This window comes from Floridaenema aerugineum BLCC-F46 (assembly GCF_041929345.1).
In the GTDB taxonomy this organism is placed as follows: domain Bacteria; phylum Cyanobacteriota; class Cyanobacteriia; order Cyanobacteriales; family Aerosakkonemataceae; genus Floridanema; species Floridanema aerugineum.
Genome location: NZ_JBHFNQ010000256.1, coordinates 72,321 through 89,598 on the forward strand (window position 1 = coordinate 72,321; position 17,278 = coordinate 89,598).

Here is a 17,278-nt window from a genome sequence, read left to right on the forward strand (position 1 = left end):
ACTATAAATTGTAGAGACGTTGTATACAACGTCTCTACAACAAGGGTTTCAAGTAACGGACATTTAATTTATGGAGAGGTCTGATATAGCTAAATTGCGATCGCTTCCCCCCTGTCTATTTTTTGCTGCGTTGTTGTTACTTAATCAATAATTCTTAGTTGAAAAACCACTCCCAGAACTGACCCGGATCTAGTTTCAATGAAACATACCAGAGAATAAACTCAGATCTTGCAGCCGGGGAGGTAGAACCTCCAAATACTCGTTCCCAGGTTGAACCTGGGAACGAGAAATAGAGCTAATTTGCGATCGCACCACCCCACCCCCCCTCTTTCAACTAATCCCCGTTACTTCTGGTGCTGCTGAAATTTTGTATACCAAAGAAGCTTCGAGTTGAGAATAAGGTCTCAGGCTAAAATTCCAAGTGCAAAAACCATTTTCATCAGGCTGTACTCTCTCAGTAGTTTTATCTGCAATTACCTCAATTTTCACCTGTTCTAACTCCGAAACTGGCAAGCGTTCCGTAGTTTTAATTATTCTTGGTTCTGCCCCAATATTAGATAGATATAACCTGACTGTTTTTGTGACAATATTCCATTTTGTCAGATGATCCTGTTCCTTTTTCTGGGCTGCGGTTCGCTGCACTCGCATCGCCCCATCTGACCCCCATCCTAAAGCAAATCTCTCACCAGGAGCAATAAATAGCACTGATGTTCTACCAACAAACCCAGAGGTTCGCACTAAATCCACTGGCCCTGCTAAAATCGGAAACTTTGCTGTATTTGTTTGTTCGCTTTTAAGAACTACCTGACAAGACACTTCTGGCATCAGGATGTACTCAATATCCGCTTCTGACTCAAAGGAAAAAATCGGAACGCGATAAGGACGACCATCTGAGGGAATCGTAGCTTTTCTCGTCGGACGGAGATTGCGAACTTCTCCCCCATCATCAACACCTGGTAAAGTAACTGTTACTGGGGCTTCTGCACTAGCAGGGGTTGCGCCTGTTCCTAGTCCGGTGGTCTGAATCTTTTGCTCGCGAAGCTGAATGTTTATTTGCTTAGATTTTTCCATAACATTTAATTGCTCATCTGTCAATAGGGGCGGCTCAGTTCCCAGAGAAGCACGGGCGGTGGAAAATACCAAATCCACATTCTGCCAATCTTCGCCAGTGCATTGCCAAACACAGCCATCCATGCGAAAAGATAGCTTAGTGCGGTTTGTAGTCGGGTCTTCAGTCCTCTCTTCTAGCAGCAAACGTGCTTGATGCCAAGGTCGCCAAATCGCATTGGGAACTACGTAATCAAAGGCAATTTCATATTCGCCTGTTTGGGGAATCATTAAATCTGCTTCAATCCAGGCAGTATAGATCGTGTCTGGGCGAGATAAAGCCTCTGCTTTTGTCATTAAATGATTAATTTTTTGCTGTAAATCTTCTTGAGTGTGATAATTATTCCAGATTTCGGCACGCAAATCTCGCAACTGTTTAAATAGAGTAGATAGTTGTTCTCGCCAAGTTTTTGGATCGATTTGTCCCCAAACAGCATCAATGGGTAATTCTTCCAAACCTTTGGTCAAAATAGTATTGATTTTGTGAAAGCAGGATTCTAGCTGCTGACGGTCTTCAGTGATATTATTAAATGTTTTGGTAAGAGAACGTATTTCGCCTTCTAAAGCTTTAAATTCATCTGGTTTATCTTCTTGTTTAACTAACATTTGGCGGCGCACGCGCACATCATCAATGCGTGCATCGGGATAGTTTTGCAAGAATTCTGCACGTAGGGATTTATCAGAAAGGACTGGCGCAACTTGTAAGATTTTGATGCGCCAAAGTCCTTGGTTTAGTTGGGTTTTGCCAATTCTTCTTACTTGAGCACGGTCTTCTAGGAGTGTGACAACACAGACGGGTGCATCGAAAGTTAGTTCTTGGACGATCCTATTTTCTGATTGAATTGTTTGCATAACTATTGAGATCGCTTTTATATGGTTATTAATTGCTGCTGCTCAGATCCCCGACTTCTCCAAGAAGTCGGGGATCTAGACTAGACGAACTTTTATTCTCTGCGATTTCCGCCGATTAATTCGCTATCGACAAAAGTTTTAATTTTGTAGTCAACTGACAAAGTTGTTTGCTCTTTTGCAGGTACTTCGATTTGCCAAAGATAACCGCCTTTTATTGGTGTTCCCCGTTCTTCTTGTTTATATTGTTGCCATTCGGGTGAAACTTGCTCGATTTTTACTTCAACTTTTGCACCTTCTTCGGGAATGGGAAGACGTTCTCGTACCTCAATTTTTGCGTTTCTCTTGAGACGATTTGCGATCTCAATTTTGATTTGATGGCACAGTTCATTAAATGCCACTATTGTCTCGCCAGAACGCACTTCCCAATAGGAAGTATTCCGGGCAACTTTGATTGCTTGTTCAACTCCTAATCCTAATTCCATCTGTCCTTGGGGCGGAACTGTGACAATATTAGTTGATAAAATATATTCGCCATCTACATAAACATCAGCAGGGCCACTTAATAGCGGTGCTGATAGAGGATTGCGAAGTTGGGCAATGCGGAAAACGTTGGTATCTTCGCGAGGAACAACTATGTAGCGAACATCTACATCTGTTGTTTTGCTAGTTAAGGCAACGGAATGAAATTGACCATCTGAGGGAATATCAATTCTGCCATCGGCGCTGTAGGAATAGTCGAAGGAAGCTGCTACTTTTCGGACGTTAATTCCACCGGGAGGAAGGGGAAATGTAAGACATTCTTGGGCGCTATATACTGCTTGTTGGACTACTTCTAAGATGTTGAAATTAACTACAACTTTTTGCTGGTGGAGGATTTCTAAATAAAGTTCTTGTGTTTGGGCGATCGCTAATTTACCACGCTTTTCTCGGTTATCAGCTGTACCCATCCTCATTAAACCATAAGGAAGAAAATCAGTTTTAAACTCATCCTGGCTGCCAACTTTTGGGAAATTCCGTGACTCCAAATCATATTTACTAGACCTTCTTGCCATACTGGGCGCTGGTGCTGCTGATGCTGGTGTTAGTCTTGCTGAGAGTGGTTCAAGCGCTGACGCTGGTGTTGGTCTTGCAGACAGTCGTTGAAGCGATGTCGATTCACTCACTAGACTTTCCAATTCAGAAAAATCCACCATTTCTTCTTTATCCAACAACTCATCGGATAGAAATTGTAAATCCTGAGACTCTGACGATTCGAGGAATCCTTGTCCACTCAATTCTTCATCGGCAACTCTATAGGCACGGCGCTCGGATTTTCCAGACCCAGACAGCAAATCTGACGAATATCCACTCATCAGGCGGCGCGAATATTTTCTAACATCAGCTAAAGCACTTTCTTTCTGTCTATCAAAGTCTTCAAACAAAATTTCTGCACCCACAGGCGGTTTACGCCAACCAGCTTTTCTAATTTCCGGTTGCGCTTTTCCTAATCGCAATGATGGTAATTCTGGTATGGCACACCAAAAAATAGGATTAGCTGTAGAAAGTTCTAATTTAACACTTGACCAATCTTCACCCGTGCGCTGACAAATTAATGCTCTGACGGCAATTGTCGCCTGATTTTCTACACTATTCAACCGACAAACATAAGTGGGTGTCCATCTAGCACCGGGTACAAAATACTCTAAAATTAACCCAATTGTTTGATTAAGATCGGATGTTTCATTTTCATAACTTAAGCTGACAATTACGGTTTTTCGCAGTTCTTCTGGTTTAGCGTTTCTGGCTCTGGAAGCTATAGCTTGTTTCTGTTCTAAATCAGCTAAGTTTTCCTTAGCTTTAGCTAACTTTTCCAAATTCTCCCGCTTTTCCTGAATTCTCAGGCGAATTTGTTCGTCGCTGAAGTTAGCTAATGCGAGTCTAGCACTCATTGGCGAAGCTGGTGGCGCTAGACCAATGTCACTCTCTGGGCGGGCGGGTACTTCTAATTGATTTAGTACGGAGATTTCTCGATCGATTAATCTGATAATATCTTCTATTTGTTTTACTGCAATCTTAGCTGCACGCAATTCTTCTTCCGGCGGTGGGTTTGGTGTTTCTGATGGTGGGGGAACAGCTAATCCAATCCGAATATCCCCGGCGATGGGTACATTTCCTTGTATAGTTTCTACTCTGACTCTGACGCTGCTATCTTCTAAAGCTAATGGTAATTGAGCTATTTCTACTTGTTCTGGTAATTCTCCGGGTATCAGTTGTAACTCGGCAATTCGAGTGACAGTGGCACCAGCAGCATAGATTTTCACGCTATCTATTCGGGAAGAAAGCTTTTGAATTGCCATAATTTTCCCTAATCTGGTTGATTTCAAAATATATCTGCCGAAATCCGGGACTGAAGTCCTTAATACCGTAAGTTGCTAGTTATTAATTTTGACGGACTTTTCAACTTGTAGGGTGCGTCAGATAGCAAAATTTTGGATTCGATCGCTCTTCTTTCGGCTTCTGACGCACCCTACTAAACTTAATACTCACTATTATTCTCTGCAATTTCCCCGTATTCACTGTTTATCAACAAATCTTTTAATTTTGTAATCAACCGACAAGAGAGAATAGCTTAACGGTGCGAGTGACAATAATTAAACCAAGGAAAGTTTCCGAAAATTTTGTTGTTTTGCGGCGGCTTCTCTGAGGGTTTCTAATACTGAGTTGGTAAATAGAGATTTGACTTTAGTTACCAGGTTAGTCCAATCTAGCAATTCTGCGGCTGAAAATGCTTTCTCGAACTGATGGATATAGAATTTTTGCCAAAAATGTTGGGCTGGTTTCTTTTTCCAGCGTTTATGCCAATAATAAAAATCTATTGGTTTGGGGAAGGTTACGTTTAAAATTGGCGGAAAGTCGGCATAACTGACAAATCTGCTGATTTTTAGGCCGTGAACGTGGACAACGTAGCGCAAGCAAGTGATTTTGTAGATTTTCTCAATGGAGATGTTGAATAGGAGGGCGACTGCTTCTTCGGTAACGAATCGCGCTAAGGGATGTAGGATTGGGGATTTGTGGACAATTTTCGATTCGATGATTTTCCGAGATGAAATAGGATTAAATGTTTGCATTTCTGGGTTGGATGTTGCTAAGATTGGTCTGACTCTTTTTTTTTGAGTCTTTTTGCGATCGCCCTTTCGTTTGTCACACTGCGGGGCGATTGCTTTTACGTTATAATTATTTTATTTTAAGGTGTATTTGCATCATTAGTCAAGTATGGGTTTAGTTAGACTAAGAATTCGGGAACTAGCGGCGGAGAAAGGCTGGACACTTAAGGAAGTTGCCCAGCGCTCTGGAGTGATTTACAATACTGTGAAAAGTTATGCCCGTCGTTCGGAATTAGCTATGGTTGATTATACGGCGGTGCATAAGTTGGCGAGAACTTTTGATGTGATGATTGAGGATTTGGTGGAGATTTTGGAGGAGTAGGGGATCTGGCTAATCTATAAACTAAACTAACAGTAGAAATTAAATCAGAGAGTGCCAAAAATATGATGTCAAAGGAATATCAGATAGGCCGTTACCAGATTATTTTGCCCTCTGAGCATTTACTAGATAGATATCAATCAACCTGGTTGAGATATGATACAGCTTTGGGATATATGGCTCAGGCCATTTTTGAAAAGTACCCTGAATCCTCAGCTATTGATATAGGAGCAAATGTAGGAGATAGTGCTGCTTTAATTAAACAATATTCAGATATACCAGTATTATGTATTGAAGGTAATCCTAATTTTCTGGAATATCTTAAACAAAATTCTTGCCGAATAGGTGGACTGGAAATTGCTGAATGTTTCGTTGGTAAGGACGGAGAATTAGTTAACTTGGATCGCTTACTTAGTAGTGGAGGAACTGCATCAATTATTCAGGCGATCGATCGGGAAGGGACAACAGTTGTTCCGACAAAGAGTCTAGAATCAATTCTTTCTGATTATCCTAGTTTTAAAAATGCTAAACTCTTAAAAATTGATACTGATGGTTTTGATTTTTACATTATTGAAACCTCTCTGGAAGCGATCGAAGGGCTAGCTCCTGTAATCTATTTTGAGTATGATATTAGTTTCCAAAATCAGGGAGAAGAAGCGGGACTAGCAACAATTCAAAATTTATTTGATATTGGGTATGAATATTTTATGGTTTATGATAACTATGGCAACTATTTAGTTAGTTTGTCTCATCAAGAGTACGATCGCTTCCTCGATTTAACAACCTATTTAGCTTCAAATCGCAAAAAAAGTGGCACCCCTGTGGTTCATTATTTTGATATTTGTGCATTTACGGAAAATGACATCGATTTATTTGAATCAATTAGACTGATGGAAATCAATCTAATTTGTTGATTTATACCGATTGAGCTTTTCAAAAGGGAATATCTCTTGATTTTAGCGCCTGATTTGCCGCTCTATTAACATAACCAATAGGATCTTCTAAAGCGCGTCTCAGAAAAGGTAAAACATCATCTGAAGCGATTAAACTTAATGCTTTTACTGCATAAACTCTTACTTGCGGCTTTTCATCTTTAGTAAGTTTTCCTAATACTGGTATTGCTTGTTTAATCTCTTGTCTCAATTTATGAGATGCCGCAATTTTGCCAATAGCTGATGCTGTTAATCTGCGAACATTACCGTTAGGATGATATCCATAGCTAATTAATTGGGAAATATACTCAATTTTTCTGGTATTACCCCAAGCGACTATTTGCTGACTTAAATCATCTGCGTTTTCATTATTTATATTATCTATATTTTCCGAAATAACTGATGATTCACGAGTAATTTTACTTGGCGCTGAAGTGGAAATTTGCAGGTTTTTATCAATCAAGATCGTTTCCCAGCGCACCCGCCCAGCATCAACAGCAGCTTTAATTTGTAATTGGATCGGAGAGAGTTTGGCGCGATTACCTGTTTTGACATCTGCCAGGATAATCGATCGAATTTCCCCTAGATTTTCTTTGGCTTCATCATAACCGTCAATGATAATATAATCTATGGGCGAACCGATAAATCTCATATCTCCCGGATGATATTTTAACCCAGGCAATAAGGGTAACAATTGTTCAGATACTCTACCTTTGATGATACTTCGACTACTAGTTAAGGTTGATTTCCGAATGGATTTTTCGTATAAAGTTTTCCATTTAATCAATTCTAAGCGGTACTTTTCTTCAAAGGTCTTTTCCAACCTATCTTTTTCTGATTCAAAATCTTTTAAGGCTTTAACTCTAGCTTTTTCCTCCAGAGTTTGCTGCAAATTCAAAGCCTTAACTTCAAATTCTTTTTGTAATAGTTCGGTAGCTTGATTTAACTGGCTATCATAATGCTGCCTTAATGAGTTAATGGTTGTTTGCATTCGAGATTCATGAGCTTTTTCTAATTGCTCAACTGTCTTTTCTATTTGTGTTGTGTTATCTTCTTTTTGTTGATTGATTTGTTGTTTCAAGAGGGAGTAAGTTAGACTGACTCCGGTGAGGAAACTTAGTGCGATCGCTAAAACTAAAACCCAATTCATTACTACTTTTTGCTTTCTGCTTCTCCTGTATCAGTAAGTAAGGAATGGGCATTTTTACTACCCACCCTATTTATTAAATTTTCATTGCTTATGCTTATATGCTCTTAACCAATTTAAAGAACGTTTAGCACCCAGCTTTTTCTGCATATCTTCCAGAGAATTGTAAGGACGGTTATTCTTAATCAATCTTGCGTATCCATCCTTCACTCCAGGTATTGAAGTCAGATTAGCTTTTGCATTATTAATAAAATCCAAAAACTCTGTAACATCTTGAGGTTCTACTACTCTGTCATTCAGTTTTGACTGCAAAAGAGCGTGTTCAATAGCTTTTTCAGCTTCAGCTTGTTTAGCTGCAATGAGGAATACCCAAATTCTCTCTAGGTTTGCGGCGACGGCTGCCTCATAAATTGGTAGTCCAGTTAGCAAGTGATATTTATCTTCCTCATCAGTAACACAAACTATTGGCAGAGCTAAATTAAAGTCCCACTCTTTTAAAGTTTCAGAAACCTTTTTGAGTATAGGCTGTGCTGTTCCAGAACTTTCTTGAGCAACTTCTATTTGATGCAACACTAAAAGGCTGGGTTTACTTTCTATTCCCTTATAAAGTTTGATCATCTTAAACTCCTACACAACTTTCTATTTGGTTGATTTTTTCAACTATTTCTTTTGTTAAGGCTGAGAATTGTTTTGCCGCAGTACCTGCTCCTTTATTTTGTTCAGCAAATAATGAGAGAGGTTGCCGTGCGTTAGAAGCCTGACCTATGGATACTGTTCTTTTAATTTCTGGCAATATCGGAATTCCTTGGAAGTTTTTTGCAACTAATTGTTTAATGGTATTATGTAATTTGACATTTTCAGTCATCATCGGAACAATTCCAAGGATAACTCCTCGTTTTCCGCCCATCTCTTCTTGAACTTCTCTTGTTCGCTTAATGGGAGTTCTAATCCCATATACTGATAAATATTCCATTTGAGACGGAATAACTACATATTGTGCTGCATATAATCCATTGCTAGCAATTGTAGTAGCGCTAGGAGGAGTATCAATGATTACGTAATCATAATCAGCCGCTATATTAGATTGCCGTAATGCTTTGTCAAGCCGCTTTTCACGAATTCCTCCTAAGTTAGCAATAGCAGCATCGGTTGTTTTATAACTACTAGGTAAAACATCTACTTTCCCTGGACAGCCGCCACTATTCAAAACCGAGTTAAAACTCGAAGGTTGAATGTATTGCGTATAGTTAAAGCTTGAGAGTTCGTAATCTTTTAAAAACTCTACAAGCTCTTTTCTTTCTTCAAAAGACTTAAGTAATTTTTCAAACTTCTCTATAGTAGAAGCTTTATCAAAAGCATCTGCTTTATTAACTCCCAATGATAAACTAGCATTTGCTTGATCGTCTAAATCGATCACTAAAATTCTATTACCCTGACTTGCTAGCTCATAGGCAATATTGACAACCAGAGTTGTTTTACCCACTCCTCCTTTGGAGGTATGAATTGCAATTGTACGCATTTTAACTGAATCCAAAAAGTTCCTTAGAAAATTAGCTATTGGTTCAACATTACTTGGACTATCTATGTTTAAGCTGTACCTTAAAGTTGTGACCCATTTTGAGTACTCATATATCTCAACTAAAAATGGGTCAATTAATATTCCAAATCTTGTATGAGAATATTTGAGATACGTTTGTAACTGAATACGAGCATCATCATCAATTCTCGTTTCAGAGGTTTTAATCTCAACTAGAAAGTTGATATGTCTGCTTAAATCCTCTACAAAAAAATCAACCTCTTTTTGAGTCCACTCTAAATAACCTGTTACATTTAGCTTTGGCACCTTCACCTTGAATTCTGGAATCCAGTGAGAGTAACCACTTTTGGGAGGCAAACCTGCTTTTTCCAGCATCCTTTGAACTAAATGCAAAGATACATAAGCTTCATTATTCCATTCAGATGATAGTTCCAGCACACTTCAAACTCCTACTCCGTATTTATTATTCCCAGGAGTAGAGTCTGACTAACACAGCTAACAAAAAAATTTAGCTCTCTGATACCTGATTAATGGATCGGGTTAAAGAGCCAATAAATTCAGCATAGCAGGAGGAGCCATAGGTTGAGCTTCAGCAATCCTGAGAAACATAATCCTTCAATTTAGTCCTTTAGGGGTTTGAGGCGTTTCTCTTAACTTGGGAAAATTCAATTATTGAAGAAGAATAATAAATTTCATTATCCATCCTTAATTAGGAGTACCCCAATGGTTAACTTTGACGGCATCCCCGATATGTTGAAAGGAGCCATCCCTGGAATGAATCGAGAACGGGATGAGGAAAGAGAACGCCGCTACAGCAGGCGCAATGATAATGACGATGATGAAGATGATGAGGATAGAGAGCGACGCTACAGCAGACGCGATGATCATGACGATGAGGATAGAGAGCAGCGCTACAGCAGGCGCGATGATGACGACGATGAGGATAGAGAGTGGCGTTCTAGCGATCGCGACGATGACGACGATGACGACGATGATGATTAAGAAGAAACAGAATTATCCTGGTTCTTGCTTTATTAAATAAACTCTCATACCAAATCCGGGTTAGCTACCCCCTTTATCTTCTTCCTCTTCTCTTCGCGCTCTTCGCGTCTTCGCGGTTCAAATAAAAAGGGGGTAATCAACCAGGATTTAGTATCAGAAGTCTATTGAATCAAAAATCCCCCACCCAAAGGGCAGGGGATTTATTTAATTACCTAACTACGAGGTGATTTCAGTTAATTAGATCAACCGAACTTACCAGCAGTAGAGGCAATTACGAAAGCTGCGTAGGTGAGGATGTAGCCAACAGTGAAGTGAGCTAAACCAACCAAACGAGCTTGAACGATCGACAGAGCAACTGGCTTGTCTTTCCAACGAACTAAGTTCGCCAGAGGAGTACGTTCGTGAGCCCAAACTAGGGTTTCGATCAACTCTTGCCAGTAACCGCGCCAGCTAATCAGGAACATGAAGCCAGTAGCCCAAACTAGGTGTCCGAAGAGGAACATCCAAGCCCAAACAGACAGGTTGTTCATGCCGTAGGGGTTGTACCCGTTAATCAACTGAGCGGAGTTCAGCCAGAGGTAATCACGGAACCAGCCCATGAGGTAAGTAGAAGACTCATTGAACTGAGCTACGTTGCCTTGCCATACACCCAGATGCTTCCAGTGCCAGTAGAAGGTTACCCAACCAATGGTGTTCAGCATCCAGAACATAGCGAGGTAGAAAGAGTCCCAAGCAGAGATGTCGCAAGTACCGCCACGACCAGGGCCATCGCAAGGGAAGGCATAGCCGAAGTCTTTCTTGTCGGGCATCAGCTTAGATCCGCGTGCATCCAACGCACCTTTAACTAAGATTAAGGTGGTGGTGTGCAAGCCGAGAGCGATCGCATGGTGTACCAAGAAATCGCCAGGGCCAATAGTTAAGAACAGAGAGTTGGTGCCAGCATTAATTGCATCCAACCAGCCTGGTAGCCAAACGTTACCGTGATTCGGCCAAGCGGTAGAAGCAATGCTATCTGGGTTGGACAACAAAGTGTCCATGCCATACAGGAGTTTACCGTGAGCTGACTGAATGAACTGCGCGAATACAGGCTCAATCAGGATTTGCTTCTCAGGAGTACCGAAGGCAACCACTACGTCGTTGTGAACATACAAACCAAGGGTGTGGAAGCCCAGGAACAGAGAAACCCAGCTTAAGTGAGAAATGATCGCTTCTTTGTGTTGCAACACGCGATCCAATACGTTGCCTTTGTTTTGCTCAGGGTCATAGTCCCGCACCCAGAAGATCGCTCCGTGGGCGAAAGCACCAACCATGAGGAAACCAGCAATATATTGGTGGTGAGTGTACAGCGCTGCTTGTGTTGTGTAGTCCTGCGCCATGAAAGCGTAGGGAGGCAGCGAGTACATATGTTGCGCCACCAGAGAGGTAATTACACCCAAGCAAGCCAGGTGCCAACCCAACTGGAAGTGCAGAGAGTTGTTGTAGGTGTCATAAATGCCTTGGTGAGGCATATTGAACGGCCCTTCAACTTTCATGCCAAAGAAATCCTTGGCATTCATCATTTCCTTGATGCTGTGACCAATCCCGAAGTTCGTCCGGTACATATGACCAGCGACGATAAACAGAACTGCGATCGCCAAATGGTGATGTGCAATATCTGTCAACCACAGAGATTGAGTCTGAGGATGGAAACCACCCACGAAGGTCAAAATTGCGCTACCTGAACCTGTAGCTGTACCAAATACATGACCAGCAGTATCGGGGGAAGCCGCGTAAACTCCCCAATTTCCAGTGAAAAAGGGCAGTAGACCAGCTGGGTGAGGCATGGTACTCAGGAAGTTATCCCAACCTACGTGCTGTCCGCGAGATTCGGGGATGGCAACGTGGATCAAGTGACCTGCCCAAGCTAGAGAGCTCACACCGAACAGACCAGCCAAGTGGTGGTTCAGACGAGATTCAGCGTTTTTGAACCAAGACAAGCTGGGGCGGAACTTAGGCTGTAAGTGCAACCAACCTGCGAACAAGAAGATTGCCGACAGCACTAGCAGGAACAACGCACCTTGGTAAAGGTCGCCGTTTGTCCGCATCCCGATGGTGTACCACCAGTGATAAACACCTGAGTAGGAAATATCTACTGGATAGTTAGCACCAGCTTGAGTGAAAGCTTCAACTGCTGGTTTACCGAATTGGGGGTCCCAAATCGCGTGAGCAATGGGACGGACGTTTAGCGGATCTTTGATCCACTGTTCAAAGTTGCCTTGCCACGCAACGTGGAACAGGTTACCGGAAGTCCACAGGAAAATGATTGCGATGTGACCGAAGTGGGAGGCGAAGATCTTTTGATAAAGATTTTCCTCTGTCATGCCATCATGGCTTTCAAAGTCGTGGGCTGTAGCAATCCCGTACCAAATCCGACGAGTAGTCGGGTCTTGGGCAAGGTCTTGGCTAAATTTGGGGAATTTTGTTGCCATAAGCCTTGATGAATGCTGGATCTTGCTTAAATCATCAACGACGTACTGAGCTTCTGGGTTCTGAATTCTGAAATTTTGAGGAAAGTGCAAAACTTGGTAACTCAAAACCCAGAAGCTTTTTCCGTGCTCTTATCCTAAAGACAGCGATCGAGCTAGGAAGAATGCCCAAGTAGTGACAATTCCTCCTAAGAGGTAGTGAGCTACCCCTACTGCGCGACCCTGAATAATACTCAGAGCGCGAGGCTGAATCGAAGGAGCCACTTTCAATTTATTGTGTGCCCAAACAATCGATTCGATCAACTCTTGCCAGTAACCACGACCACTGAATAAGAACATTAGGCTGAATGCCCAAACAAAGTGAGCGCCTAAGAACAGTAAGCCGTAAGCTGATAGCGCCGAGCCGTAGGAGTTAATAACCTGAGAGGCTTGTGCCCACAGGAAATCGCGCAACCAACCATTGATTGTAATCGCGCTTTGAGCAAAGTTACCACCTGTGATGTGAGAAACTGTGCCATCGGGTGCCACAGTACCCCAAACATCTGATTGCATTTTCCAGCTGAAGTGGAAGATTACAACCGAGATGCAGTTATACATCCAGAACAGTCCTAAGAATACGTGGTCCCAACCAGATACTTGGCAGGTGCCGCCACGACCAGGACCGTCGCAGGGGAAACGGAAGCCCAGGTTTGCCTTGTCTGGAATCAGACGAGAGCTACGAGCGAATAGTACGCCCTTGAGCAGGATCAGCACGGTGACGTGGATGGTAAACGCATGGATATGGTGTACCAAGAAGTCTGCCGTACCCAAAGCAATTGGCATCATTGCCACTTTGCCACCTACGGCAACCACATCGCCGCCGAAGGCATAGCTAGCAGGTTGTAAAGCGTTAGGAGCAGTACCACCTGGAGCTAAGGTGTGGATGTTTTGAATCCACTGAGCGAATACTGGTTGTAATTGAATGCCAGTATCAGAGAAGGTGTCTTGGGGACGACCAAACGCACGCATGGTGTCGTTGTGGACGTACAAGCCGAAGCTATGGAAGCCCAAGAACATACAAACCCAGTTTAAGTGGGAAATAATTGCGTCCCGATGACGAATGAATCGATCCAGGACATTGTTTTGGTGCATTGCCGGATCGTAGTCGCGCACCATAAAGATGGCTGCGTGAGCCGCTCCACCTACGATTAAGAAACCACCAATCCACATGTGGTGTGTGAAGATCGACAGCTGGGTAGCATAGTCGGTCGCCAAGTATGGATAGGGAGGCATCGAATACATGTGTTGAGCGACGATGATGGATAAAGAACCCATCAAAGCTAAGTTCCAGGCTAGCTCAATGTGCCAAGAAGTAGTGAAGGTTTCATAGATACCTTTATGGCCTTCGCCAGTAAAGGGCCCTTTGTGCGCTTCATAGATTTCCTTCATGCTGTGACCGATGCCCCAGTTTGTCCGGTACATATGTCCAGCGATGATGAACAGAACTGCGATCGCTAAGTGGTGATGTGCTGTATCAGACAACCACAAGCCACCTGTTACCGGGTTCAATCCACCTTTGAAGGTCAGGAAGTCGGAATAAACTCCCCAGTTCAAGGTAAAGAATGGAGCCAGACCTTGGGCGAAGCTAGGATACAACTCTGTCATCAAATCCTTGTTCAGGATGAACTCATGAGGCAGAGGGATATCTTTTGGAGCTACCCCAGCATCTAAGAGCTTGTTGATTGGCAGAGAAACGTGAATTTGGTGTCCAGCCCAACCCAAAGAGCCACAACCCAACAACCCTGCTAGGTGGTGGTTCAACATCGACTCCGCATTCTGGAACCATTCCAGTTTGGGAGCCCGTTTGTGATAGTGGAACCAGCCAGCAAATAGCATCAAAGCTGCCATTACTAGCCCACCAATCGCGGTGCAGTATAGCTGGAAGCTATTGGTAAAGCCAGCAGCCCGCCAGATGTAGAAGAATCCAGAGGTGATCTGAATCCCGTGGAAACCACCGCCTACATCAGCATTTAAAATTTCCTGACCTACGATCGGCCAAACCACCTGAGCACTGGGTTTAATTCCAGTGGGGTTGGCTAACCAAGCTTCGTAGTTGGAGAATTTAGCGCCATGAAAATACATGCCGCTTAACCAGACAAAAATAACTGCCAAGTGACCGAAGTGAGCGCTGAAGATCTTCCGAGAAACATCTTCTAGGTCACTAGTATGACTATCGAAGTCATGGGCGTTAGCGTGTAGGTTCCAAATCCAGGTTGTGGTTTTTGGCCCTTTGGATAAGGTGCGATCGAAATGTCCTGGCTGTGACCACTTCTCAAACGAAGTAGGTACCGGATCATTATCAACTACCACCCTTACCTTTGCCTCTCGCTCTGGAGGACTTATCGTCATGAAGACTCTCCTCTCTCTTTAACTAAGGCACGAGGTTTACCCCGTTTGAATTTATCTTGAGGTTTTGTTAGGTGTCGTGCTACCCTTCCTTACCCAGGCGGGCTTCGTTAGGGCTTCTCGCTTCTTTGTCCCGGTAAACCGTCGGACTCCACGAGCTTTAACCACGGATTGCACTACCGCAGTTTTTTCACCTCTAGACTAAAGCATTTTCCTTTCTTTTCGGAAATTACTTCGCTTTCGGTTTTCTAGGTTACCCCAACTTTAGGAAAATTTTCACCAAATCAGTACTTTTAGCTTGTGGCTTGCCTGTGTTTGGCAGGGGGTAGTTCCTTTTGATGAATTATAGGACTAGCTTCCCGTTCTTTCTGAAACTAGTTAACAATAATTCAAATATCCTAAAGCATAGACACCTACTAGCTTTTACCCTATAACTCTTGGTAAAAAAGTCAAGGGGTGTTGCGATTTAGTTTACAAAACTCAAAAATTAGTAAAGTTTAACAATAAGGTTAATCAGTTATTAATAGTTGAGCCGTAAGGCACTGAGCCGTTTTGGGCTATAGTCTCAAATGAATAGCTTACTTATAAGTCTATTATTGGTTGTTTAGGAGTATTAATTGGTGTATATGCAAAATTGGCGACAAGGAAAGGCAAAACAGCTATTAGGTTTCTTATTGGCAGCATTGGTAATTCTTAGTTTAGTAAGTTGTGCCAATGGAGCCTCGACAAAACAAAGTGACAAAAATAGATCTGAATCTGGGTTAACCATAGAAAAAAACATTGTAGAAGTTTCCCCTCCACAAACTATTCAAGAGTTGCGTCAAGGATTAGAAAGTTACAAACCCCAAGTGAGCATACTTAGTCCCCAATCAGACGAAATTTTACAAGACAACAACGTTACAGTAAAATTTAAAGTGGCGGATTTACCCATATTCAAAAATTCTGAACTAGGATTAGGGCCCCACCTGCAGGTTTTTTTAGACAATCAACCCTACCAAGCAGTTTATGACCTTAACCAACCCTTAGTTTTGTCCGACGTAGCCCCCGGTACTCACACCATCAGGGTTTTTGCCTCTCGCCCTTGGGATGAAAGCTTTAAAAACGAGGGTGCATACGCTGAAACTACCTTCCATGTTTTTACCAAAACTGAGGAAAATAATCCAACTGCTACCCAACCCCTGCTAACATACAGCAGTCCCCAAGGTAGCTATGGTGCCGAACCTATCATGCTAGACTTTTACCTCACCAATGCGCCCTTACATTCGGTAGCCCAAAAAAATCCTGACGATCAAATTGCTGATTGGAAAATTCGCTGCACCGTCAATGGTAAAAGCTTCATCATTGATAAATGGGAACCAATTTATCTCGAAGGCTTTAAACCGGGGAAAAACTGGGTGAAATTAGAGTTGCTGGACGAACAGGACAAGCCATTAGAAAATGTATATAACAGTGCAGTGCGGGTGGTGAGCTATGAACCGAATGGTAAAGATACCCTTTCGCAATTGGTTAGAGGTGAACTTACAGTTGCCGATGCTCGTGGGATAATCGATCGCAATTACATTCCAAAACCATCAGAACTGGAAACCATACCAACCCCTGAACCAGAAGTTACACCAACACCAGAAACTAAAGCAGAAGTTCCGGTAGTTGAAGAAACACCACCACCAGCAGAAGTTACCAAAGCAGAAGCAACACCTGTTACTGAAGAAGTAGAACCAGAAGTTGTACCGGAAGTAACAGAAACACCAACCCCTGAACCGGAAGTCACACCAGTTCCAGAAACTAAAGCAGAAGCAGAAGTAGAACCAGAAGTTGTACCGGAAGTCACGGAAACCCCCACCCCGGAACCGATAATTAAGGAAGTATCAGCACCTTCCCAAGAAACAACAGAGGAACCCAAGGTTGAAGCTACGCCTATTTGGGAAGAGAAAAGTCCAGCAGGAATAACTGAGACACAACCCATTAGCAAACCAAAAAGGTTGAATTTTAGAAAGCTGTTGGAACGCTTCGAGTTACCAGGAGGTGATAAAAAGGTGAAATCTGCACCCAGTTTGCCCATTATTACGGTAGAAACGCCAATACTGGAATTAGAATCACCACTACAATCGGAAGAAACTTCTGCAACTGCGGGGGAAACAGAGGTGGAACAGACAAGTTCTGAGGTTAATGCTTCTGAAACAGCAGCACAAACAAGTATTCCTGTGGAATAGTTACTTACTGAAGCAACATTTTTTGCCTACCAAGCTGGGAAGACAGTAGAGACGTTGTATACCCAGTAGAGACGTTGTATACCCAGTAGAGACGTTGTATACCCAGTAGAGACGTTGTATACCCAGTAGAGACGTTGTATACCCAGTAGAGACGTTGTATACCCAGTAGAGACGTTGTA

General features: G+C 42.5%; 12 protein-coding genes. 4 read left to right on the top strand and 8 right to left on the bottom strand.

Translation table 11 applies throughout. The features are described from left to right. Positions 1–330: 330 nt before the first annotated feature. From ACE1CC_RS34845 to ACE1CC_RS34855, 3 genes are all read right to left on the bottom strand, one after another. Positions 331–1,959: a mucoidy inhibitor MuiA family protein gene (locus tag ACE1CC_RS34845; protein ID WP_413275016.1), complete on the bottom strand. Its 1,629-nt coding sequence runs from the start codon at positions 1,957–1,959 to the stop codon at positions 331–333. A 92-nt stretch (positions 1,960–2,051) separates the two neighbouring features. Then, complete coding sequence (locus ACE1CC_RS34850) at positions 2,052–4,295, bottom strand: DUF4139 domain-containing protein (protein ID WP_413275017.1); 2,244 nt, start codon at positions 4,293–4,295, stop codon at positions 2,052–2,054. A 294-nt stretch (positions 4,296–4,589) separates the two neighbouring features. Next, a complete protein-coding gene (locus ACE1CC_RS34855; RefSeq protein WP_413275018.1) occupies positions 4,590–5,066 on the bottom strand; it encodes a hypothetical protein in 477 nt (158 codons plus the stop codon). 145 nt (positions 5,067–5,211) lie between these two features. Between ACE1CC_RS34855 and ACE1CC_RS34860 the strand changes: the two genes are divergently transcribed. Next, positions 5,212–5,424 carry a helix-turn-helix domain-containing protein gene (locus ACE1CC_RS34860; RefSeq protein ID WP_413275019.1) on the top strand — a complete coding sequence of 71 codons (213 nt, stop codon included), beginning with the start codon at positions 5,212–5,214 and terminating at the stop codon, positions 5,422–5,424. 62 nt (positions 5,425–5,486) lie between these two features. Then, positions 5,487–6,335 carry an FkbM family methyltransferase gene (locus ACE1CC_RS34865; protein WP_413275020.1) on the top strand — a complete coding sequence of 283 codons (849 nt, stop codon included), beginning with the start codon at positions 5,487–5,489 and terminating at the stop codon, positions 6,333–6,335. Positions 6,336–6,354: 19 nt separating this feature from the next. On the opposite strand, the gene ACE1CC_RS34870 is transcribed toward ACE1CC_RS34865, so the two are convergent. From ACE1CC_RS34870 to ACE1CC_RS34880, 3 genes are all read right to left on the bottom strand, one after another. Beyond that, entirely contained in the window at positions 6,355–7,503 is a 1,149-nt protein-coding gene (locus tag ACE1CC_RS34870) for a Holliday junction resolvase-like protein (protein WP_413275021.1), read from the bottom strand. 81 nt (positions 7,504–7,584) lie between these two features. After that, positions 7,585–8,118 (bottom strand): hypothetical protein, encoded by a 534-nt coding sequence (locus ACE1CC_RS34875; protein ID WP_413275022.1) that lies wholly within the window; start codon positions 8,116–8,118, stop codon positions 7,585–7,587. A gap of 1 nt (position 8,119) precedes the next feature. Beyond that, a complete protein-coding gene (locus ACE1CC_RS34880; protein WP_413275023.1) occupies positions 8,120–9,475 on the bottom strand; it encodes a ParA family protein in 1,356 nt (451 codons plus the stop codon). 234 nt (positions 9,476–9,709) lie between these two features. Here ACE1CC_RS34880 and ACE1CC_RS34885 point away from each other — a divergent pair, with 234 nt between their 5' ends. Continuing rightward, the gene (locus ACE1CC_RS34885) at positions 9,710–10,039 is read left to right on the top strand and encodes a hypothetical protein (protein ID WP_413275024.1); all 330 of its coding nucleotides are present in this window, start codon (positions 9,710–9,712) and stop codon (positions 10,037–10,039) included. A 242-nt stretch (positions 10,040–10,281) separates the two neighbouring features. On the opposite strand, the gene psaB is transcribed toward ACE1CC_RS34885, so the two are convergent. Continuing rightward, positions 10,282–12,507, bottom strand: a complete 2,226-nt coding sequence (gene psaB / locus ACE1CC_RS34890; protein WP_413275029.1) for a photosystem I core protein PsaB — start codon at positions 12,505–12,507, stop codon at positions 10,282–10,284. Between the two features lie 129 nt (positions 12,508–12,636). Next, positions 12,637–14,892 carry a photosystem I core protein PsaA gene (gene psaA, locus ACE1CC_RS34895; RefSeq protein ID WP_413275025.1) on the bottom strand — a complete coding sequence of 752 codons (2,256 nt, stop codon included), beginning with the start codon at positions 14,890–14,892 and terminating at the stop codon, positions 12,637–12,639. Between the two features lie 623 nt (positions 14,893–15,515). On the opposite strand from psaA, the gene ACE1CC_RS34900 reads away from it, so the two are divergent. Further along, a complete protein-coding gene (locus ACE1CC_RS34900) occupies positions 15,516–17,099 on the top strand; it encodes a hypothetical protein (protein WP_413275030.1) in 1,584 nt (527 codons plus the stop codon). Positions 17,100–17,278: the final 179 nt, after the last annotated feature.

Coding starts and splice junctions, on each gene's coding strand:
- ACE1CC_RS34845 (WP_413275016.1), bottom strand. CDS start 1,959: ATGCAAACAATTCAATCAGAAAATAGGATCGTCCAAGAACTAACTTTC.
- ACE1CC_RS34850 (WP_413275017.1), bottom strand. CDS start 4,295: ATGGCAATTCAAAAGCTTTCTTCCCGAATAGATAGCGTGAAAATCTAT.
- ACE1CC_RS34855 (WP_413275018.1), bottom strand. CDS start 5,066: ATGCAAACATTTAATCCTATTTCATCTCGGAAAATCATCGAATCGAAA.
- ACE1CC_RS34860 (WP_413275019.1), top strand. CDS start 5,212: ATGGGTTTAGTTAGACTAAGAATTCGGGAACTAGCGGCGGAGAAAGGC.
- ACE1CC_RS34865 (WP_413275020.1), top strand. CDS start 5,487: ATGATGTCAAAGGAATATCAGATAGGCCGTTACCAGATTATTTTGCCC.
- ACE1CC_RS34870 (WP_413275021.1), bottom strand. CDS start 7,503: ATGAATTGGGTTTTAGTTTTAGCGATCGCACTAAGTTTCCTCACCGGA.
- ACE1CC_RS34875 (WP_413275022.1), bottom strand. CDS start 8,118: ATGATCAAACTTTATAAGGGAATAGAAAGTAAACCCAGCCTTTTAGTG.
- psaB (WP_413275029.1), bottom strand. CDS start 12,507: ATGGCAACAAAATTCCCCAAATTTAGCCAAGACCTTGCCCAAGACCCG.
- psaA (WP_413275025.1), bottom strand. CDS start 14,892: ATGACGATAAGTCCTCCAGAGCGAGAGGCAAAGGTAAGGGTGGTAGTT.
- ACE1CC_RS34900 (WP_413275030.1), top strand. CDS start 15,516: ATGCAAAATTGGCGACAAGGAAAGGCAAAACAGCTATTAGGTTTCTTA.